The organism is Streptomyces boncukensis, assembly GCF_011045075.1.
GTDB lineage: Bacteria > Actinomycetota > Actinomycetes > Streptomycetales > Streptomycetaceae > Streptomyces > Streptomyces boncukensis.
The window spans coordinates 1-4,944 of record NZ_JAAKZZ010000518.1 but is presented as its reverse complement, the minus strand read 5'-3'; the positions used below and the strand labels follow the sequence as shown (position 1 = coordinate 4,944).

The window sequence follows — 4,944 nt, the reverse complement described above, 5'->3', positions numbered from 1 at the left end:
GGGAAGGCCGCCCGGGGCGGGCCCAGCCGGCGGAGGGGGCCAGCTACGCGGGCTGGATGGAGGAGGAGTTCCGCCGCGTCGACTGGTCCCGTACCGCGTGGGAGATCCACAACCAGGTACGTGTGTTCCGGCTCGGGGTGCCGGGCGCGGACGGGCCCGAGGCGGAGATCGACGGTCGCCGGGTCACGGTGCTGCGTACCGCCCTCGACCCTCCCCGGGGCGGTGCGGGGGTGCGGGTGGAGTGCGCCGACGGCCCGCTGTGGGTGCTGGACCACGAGCCGGCCGGGGCCCCGGCCACGGCTTAGCGCCGGGCTCGGTCTCAGCCGGTGGTCAGCCGGTGGTCAGCCGGTGGTGTCCAGGGCGGTCCGGAGGCGTGCGCGCAGGTCAGCAGCTCGCTGATCCGGGAAGTCGGCCACGGCGTGCAGCGCCTCCGCCCAGTACGGCCGGGCCGCCTGCGGACCATCACTCTGGCGCAGCGCGCGGACCAGGCCCTCCAGGGCCAGGGCCAGCTGCCAGGGGTCCGGCAGCTCGCGGTGGACGGCCGCCGCACGGCGCTGGAAGTCGGCCGCCTCCTGCCACCGCTCCAGCCGTGCGTAGGCGTTCCCTGTGCTGTGCCAGGCGCGGGCCTCCCGTGCGCGGTCCCCCAGCTGTCGCTGTACGGCCCCGGCCCGCTGGAAGGAGACCAGCGCCTCCGCCGCCTGGTCCGTCTCCAGCTGGGCCTGGCCGAGTTCCAGCAGCCAGTACCCCTCCCACATCCGGTTGCGGTGCTCCAGCGCGATCTCCACGGCCCGGCGGGCCGAGGACAGCGCCTCCCCGGGGCGTCCCAGGCCGCGCTGGACGGAGCTGAGGACGCGCAGCGCGTTGCCTTCGCTGCCGGGGTTCGCGGCGGCGCGGTGCGCGCGCAGGGCCTGCTGGATGCCGGTCAGGGCCTCGTCCCACCGCCCCTGTTCGGCCAGGGACTCGGCGCGGTTGGCCTGGGCGACCGCTTCCCAGTGCGGGGCGTTCAGCGCGCTGAAGAGCTGTCCGGCCCGCTGGAAGAGGTCGACGGCTGCCTCCAGCTGCCGTCCGCGCAGCCGGATCAGGCCGATGTCGTTGAGTGACAGCGCCTCGCCCAGCCGGTCTCCCCGCTCCTGTCGGATGGTGAGCGCTTCCCGGTGGAACTCGACCCCTTCGGCCAGCCGGTGGGACTGGGAACAGGCCGTACCCAGGCTCTCCAGCAGCTCCGCCTGCGCGGCCCGGTCCCCCAGGCGGCGGGCGGCGCGCAGGCCGATGTGCCCGAGCTCCCGCCACTCCTTGAAGGGGTTGAGCAGCATGTGCACGCTGCGCAGCACCACGGGCAGCTGCCAGGCCAGGCGGTCGAGACCGTGAGCTTCGGCCTCCCGGGTGGCCGCCGCGAGGTTGGCGTGCTCCTGTTCGTACCACCGCATCGCCTCCGCGTAGTCGGCGAACCGGGTTTCCGGGATGTCCCCGGCGGGCGGATCGAGTGCCACGTGCGGCTCGGGAGGGTTGATCCGGCCCTGTGCCGCGTCCGCCGCGCGCAGGTACCACGTCAGCCCGCGCCGCAGGGCACTGTGCCGGTCCTCCTCCGGCTCCTCCCGCTGCGCCTGGTCGGCGGCGTACGCCCGCAGCAGGTCGTGGAACTCGTAGCGGTCCGGCCCGGACTGCTCCAGCAGATGCACTCCGACCAGCACGTCGAGGAGGCGCCGTGCCTGCCCGGTGCCGACTCCGGCCAGCGCTGCTGCCGCCGCCGAGCCGAACTCCGGCCCAGGGTGCAGGCCGAGGAGTCGGAAGAGCCGGGCGGCGTCCTCGGGGAGCGCTCGATAGGACCAGGCGAATACCGTCCGCACCGCGTCCGCCTCCTCTTCGTCCCCCGCGGTCAGGGCGTCCCACAGCGCCGACTCGTCCCGCAGATCCCGTATCAGGTCGTCCAGGGGCAGCTGCGGCCTGCTGGCGGCCCGCTCCGCGGCGATCCGCAGGGCGAGGGGAAGCCGGGCGCACAGCCGGGCCAGTTCGGTGAGCTTGTCGGCGCCGTCCTCGGGCCGGTAGCCCGCCGTGAGTGTGCGCAGGAGCGCGACTGCCTCGTCCTCGTGGAGCGTGTTCAGGGTCAGGCGAATGGCCCCGTCCCGCACCATCAGTCCCGACAGCCGGCTCCGGCTGGTCACGACCACCAGGCACCCCGGGGTGCCAGGCAGCAGCGGACGGATCTGGCCGACGGTGGCCGCGTTGTCGAGCGTGACGAGCATGCGCCGTCCCGCCAGAAGCGAGCGGTACAGTGCGGCGGCCGCCTCGGTGTCCGGCGGGACGGCCTGGGCCGGCACGTCCAGGGCGCGCAGAAAACGTTGCAGCGCCTCGTGCGAACTGACCGGCGTGCCCGGGTCGTAGCCGCGCAGGTTCACATACAACTGCCCGTCCGGAAAACGCCCCTGGACCTTGTGGGCCCACCGCAGCGCCAGTGACGTCTTGCCCACACCGGCGGTTCCGGCAATGACACACACCGCCACCAGCGATTCACCACCGGCTTCGGCGAGTACCGCGTCGAGCCGCTGCAGCTCCTCCTGCCGGTTCACGAAACCCCGTACGTCGGCCGGGAGTTGACGTGGACGGGGGCCGTCCGGCCGGGCGGTTCCGGACTCGGCGCCGTGGAAATGCACACCGCCGCTGACGTCCCGGGCCTGCACCACATCGCCCGCGGTTCCCGACAGCTCGGAATGCTGGCTCTCCGGGGCGGGCTCCCGTGAGGACCGCTCCTCCCCGCTACCGCTGATGCCCTGCCTCCACTCTGGGCGGCGGCATGGGCGCGATCACGCGGGCGAAGTAGGAGCTGATGTCCTCGCCCCGGGAGTAGAGGGAGGTCATGAACTGCCGCAGCCGCGCCACGAGGCCGGCGTCCGAGAACCGCACGGCCCCGTCCAGGACGCCCTGTTCTGTGTAGCGGATCCGGTAAACGGTGTGATTCCCGAGCGTCAGCAGCTCGGGAATGTGTTCGCCGTTCTTTTCCAGATCGCTCAACTGGCCCGGGGATACGACTCTGATTCTCTCGCCGAGTTCCGCGCGAAGGCGCAGCAGGTGGAATTCCCATTGCAGATACGGCGTTACCGGCTCTTCCGCGACCCGTACCCGGAAAAGCGTGACCGCGTGCTGGTCTACTCTCTCCGAAAACTCCTGAAGGAAATCCCGCTCTTCCTCGACGAGTCGGAGCGCCTCTTCCCATTCCCCTCGGGAGAAGGCTTCCCAGCTGCCGAAGCCCGGCTCCTGGAAATGCTGTCCGCGCTCCAGCTTCCAGGAGTCCTGCCCGTCGATCTCCCACTGCCTGCGGCGGAACTCGCTCTGGTACTCAGCCAGGGAGAGGTGCTCCCCCTGTGCCTGGTCAAGGCCGAACATCGGGGATGTCCGGCTTCGCGGCGCTGAGCATGACCCCGGGGATGACCACGACCCGTTCGTCCCGGGCGAGCGTGGCGTCCTCGGGCAGGCGGGAGCGGTAGGAATCCGTCAGATCCCGGCCGATCACCGCGATGTCGCCATTGTCGAGCTGCCAGATATCCGGGCAGCCGTCCCGGTTGCCTGTCTGCTGGAGTTCTCTGGCGGACTTTCCCAGACGTCGCACGAATGACGCGGATGCATCTGCTTCCCACGCGCGGTCCACGATTTTATTCAACCCCTTGTGTAACACGTGTGCGACGTGTGTGACGACTTTCAGCAGCTGTCAAGTCTAGAGAGGTCCTACCTTCCAGTCAACGGGGAGAGGGGGTGGAGCCCAGGGAAGTGCAGGCCAGAGGGCAGGAAAAATTTTTGTCTCTAAAATGCCTTTACGTATGCGGGTGAGAGTGCGAGAGAAGGGTGGCCGGCGTGCGGAAGAATCGGGTCCGCTAACTCTGTACATGGGCCTTGGCCAGTTCCGTGACCGCGTCCGCTATCTCCGTCGGCGTGCGGGCCGCGTAGCCGAGGACCAACCCCGGGCGTCCGTCCGACTGCTGGCGGTGCCAGGACAGGGGGTGGGTCTTGACGCCCCGCTCCAGGGCCCGCGCGGCCAGTTCGGTGTCCGCGAAGCCCCTCTCGAAGGTGACCGTCAGATGGAGGCCCGCCGCCGCGCCGTGCACCACCGCACCCGGCAGCCGGGCACGGAGCGCCGCCACCATGGCGTCCCGCCTGTGACGGTGGCGGCGGCGCAACTGGCGGAGCTGGCGCTCCAGTTCGCCGGAGTCCAGCAGCCGGGCCAGGACGAGCTGGGGGAGCGCGGGGCCGCCGAGGTCGGCGTAGCGCTTGGCGGCGACCAGCGTCTCGCGGTACGGCGCGGGCGCCAGGATCCAGCCCACTCGCAGCGCGGGGGCGAGCAGTTTGGAGACGCTGCCCATGTAGCAGACGCGGTCGGGCAGGAGGGGATGCAGCGCGGGCGCGGGCGGGCGGTCGTAGCGGTGCTCGGCGTCGTAGTCGTCCTCCGCGAGCAGGCGGTCCGTGCCGGGGGCCGTCGCCCACTCCAGCAGCGCCCGGCGGCGCTCCCCGCTCAGCACCACCCCCATCGGGAACTGGTGCGCGGGCGTCAGCAGGACGCCGCGCGCCCCCAGCGCGCGCAGCGCGTCCACCCGTACGCCCTCGTCGTCCACCGGCACCGGCGGGGTGGCCAGCCCGGTGTGCCGCAGGTGCTGGCGTACGCCGAGCGAGCCGGGATCCTCGACGGCCAGTCCGCCGTGGCCGTGCTCCCGGAGCGCCCGGCCCAGCAGGACGAGAGCCTGTGCCGTGCCCGTGACGACGACGACCTCGTCCGGGGCCGCGCTGATGCCCCGGTTGCGGGCCAGCCAGCGGACGACGGCGCGGCGCAGGGCCGGGGCGCCGCGCGGATCGCCGTAGCCGAGGTCCGGCGCCGGGAGCCCGGCGAGCACCGCGCGCTCGGCGCGCAGCCAGGCGGCGCGCGGGAAGGCCGTCAGGTCGGGCAGGCCGGGGGAGAGG

4 protein-coding genes and 1 pseudogene are annotated in these 4,944 nt (G+C 72.2%); 1 reads left to right on the top strand and 4 read right to left on the bottom strand.

The features are described from left to right. A pseudogene (locus G5C65_RS31060) lies at positions 1-305 on the top strand (methionyl-tRNA formyltransferase); the annotation flags it as partial. A 36-nt stretch (positions 306-341) separates the two neighbouring features. Here G5C65_RS31060 and G5C65_RS31055 read toward each other — a convergent pair. The 4 genes from G5C65_RS31055 to G5C65_RS31040 form a co-directional block, all read right to left on the bottom strand. After that, positions 342-2,681, bottom strand: a complete 2,340-nt coding sequence (locus G5C65_RS31055) for a tetratricopeptide repeat protein (protein ID WP_165302381.1) — start codon at positions 2,679-2,681, stop codon at positions 342-344. A gap of 73 nt (positions 2,682-2,754) precedes the next feature. Continuing rightward, positions 2,755-3,381 (bottom strand): DUF6879 family protein, encoded by a 627-nt coding sequence (locus tag G5C65_RS31050; RefSeq protein ID WP_165302380.1) that lies wholly within the window; start codon positions 3,379-3,381, stop codon positions 2,755-2,757. Further along, on the bottom strand, positions 3,368-3,643 hold the full coding sequence (locus tag G5C65_RS31045) for a hypothetical protein (protein WP_165302379.1): 276 nt from the start codon (positions 3,641-3,643) through the stop codon (positions 3,368-3,370). The genes G5C65_RS31050 and G5C65_RS31045 overlap by 14 nt, the downstream gene beginning before the upstream one ends. 223 nt (positions 3,644-3,866) lie before the next feature. Continuing rightward, positions 3,867-4,944 (bottom strand): aminotransferase-like domain-containing protein (locus G5C65_RS31040; protein ID WP_165302378.1); only part of this gene is annotated, 1,078 nt, incomplete at its 5' end.